This is a genomic window from Methanobrevibacter sp., assembly GCF_015062985.1.
Lineage (GTDB): Archaea > Methanobacteriota > Methanobacteria > Methanobacteriales > Methanobacteriaceae > Methanocatella.
On the sequence record NZ_SUTI01000005.1, the window covers coordinates 40245 to 41189 of the forward strand.

1 protein-coding gene is annotated in these 945 nt (G+C 32.0%); it reads right to left on the reverse strand.

Annotation, left to right across the window (positions count from 1 at the left end):
- Nucleotides 1-945, reverse strand: a 945-nt coding sequence (locus E7Z77_RS03435; RefSeq protein ID WP_292750435.1) for a Cna B-type domain-containing protein, incomplete at both ends; no start/stop codon positions are given.

Below are 945 nucleotides of genomic sequence, written 5' to 3' on the forward strand. Positions count from 1 at the left end.
TCATTATTTTTAACCAAATGAATAGTTACACTAGCATTCCTGACACCGTCTTGATTATCATTGTCAGTCCAAACTTTAACAACAGTAACATTAACCAATTCAATAACATGAGTGTTATTAACAATAAATTCATAGTTATTTCCAGTAATTTTAACAGTGTAATTCTCAAGCTCATCCTCAGTAACAGTATAATTGATCAAAGTACCATTGTTCTGATACTTATCTAAACCTTCGAAGACGTATCTCCAATTATTAGTATCATTTAAAACAACAGTAGCAATAACAGTCTCATTATTTTTAACCAAATGAATAGTTACACTAGCATTCCTGACACCGTCTTGATTATCATTGTCAGTCCAAACTTTTATAACTGACACATTAACTAATGGAGTGTTCACAATAGTAAAGTTATAAGCAGTGCTATTACTAGTCACAGAAGTATGACCTGTAACATTAACTTCCTCAATATTATAAACAATCTCATCATTACCATTAAATGCAGTCAAATTAGTAAACTCATGATACCAATTATTAGCCTCATTCAAAGTAGCATTAGCAACCCTGACACCATCAGCTAACAAGTAAACAGTAATATTGTCTGGTCTAGTATTCCAAGCATTATTACCATCATTCCAAATCTTGGTAGCATTAACAACAGTAACCAAAGTGTTATTAACAGTCCAATTATAAGCAGTGCTATTATCAACCACACTTACATACTCAACAGAAATAACACCAGCAGGAACATTAGTCATATTAACAGTAACATTCAATTCCTCAATAGAATATTTAATAGGATCATTACCATTAAAGACAGTCAAATTAGTAAACTCATGATACCAACCATTAGACTCATTCAAAGTAGCATTAGCAACCCTGACACCATCAGCCAATAAATAAACAGTAATATTAGCAGGTCTAGTACCCCAAGCATTATTACCATCA